The sequence below is a fragment of the Legionella pelazae genome, assembly GCF_052527395.1.
The window spans coordinates 1-996 of record NZ_JBNVZS010000034.1; the positions used below are offsets into that span (position 1 = coordinate 1).

Genomic DNA, 996 nt, shown 5'->3' on the forward strand with positions numbered 1-996 from the left:
AACCTCAATAATGGGTTTTCCTATGCACAACTTGCAATCAACTTAATTGCGGATAACTTTAGCGGCTCAATGGCATAAGCAGCTAAAGCAGCAACTAAGTGAGTCATCGCATTAATAATCGAACGGTGTCTTGCATGCCAAACATGATAACAATGTTTTAGGTGCCCAATAACTGTTTCTATAATACCGCGCTGATTCAACAGTTGTTTTTCATAGGCAGAAAGTAGAGGTTCTTTCATATTTTTTCGTTTTCTAGTGATAAGTTTCAATCCATTTTCCAAAAGCTCTTCGAATAACTTTTTACCAAGATACCCCTTGTCACCAAAAGCAAGTCCCTGTAAGGTTTTAAGCAGTGGCACAGCTTCTTTGCTATCATTTCGACTAGCACGAGTAATTTTGAAAGCTAATAACTCACCTTTATCATTGGTTACAAGATGAAGCTTTAAGCCAAAAAACCAACCCACAGAAGTCCGCCCATAGTCAGCAATAGTATCGAATGTTTTATGTCGTTTCGAACGTTTCAAATGACAAACGGGCAAGCAGCTGGAATCAATATAATAAATGCCTGTGCGCTTACCACCTTTTAATTGAGTAAAAAGTGTTAGTGGAAAAATCGCTCTTTTCATCAGGTTTACAAAGCGTTCATAAGTGGGTAGATCCGGGAAATAAGACCTATAGTACATACAAAGTAAACCGTTATAGAAATTTTTGAAATCTCTGTATTTAGACATTTGAAACATAACCAAGATAGTCATCATTTCACTGACTGCTAAACAACACGCTGGGCCTCTCTTACCTTTTGATGGGCCAGTTAAAAAATAATGTTTCGAATAACTATCTAATTCCTTGCAAAAATCGTCGATTTCGCAAAAAATACTCACTAGCTGACGCACATCCATACTGCAACATCCTTTAGTCGGGAAAATTGCAATATTAACCTGCGTTAGCTACCTTTTTACATACTTTTTTCAATAACCTTTTGTTTTGTAAATCTTT

1 protein-coding gene is annotated in these 996 nt (G+C 36.6%); it reads right to left on the minus strand.

Annotated elements, in window-relative coordinates; genetic code table 11:
• Positions 1 to 20 precede the first annotated feature (20 nt).
• The gene (locus ACQUW5_RS15280; RefSeq protein ID WP_444992120.1) at positions 21 to 899 is read right to left on the minus strand and encodes an IS982 family transposase; all 879 of its coding nucleotides are present in this window, start codon (positions 897 to 899) and stop codon (positions 21 to 23) included.
• Positions 900 to 996 lie beyond the last annotated feature (97 nt).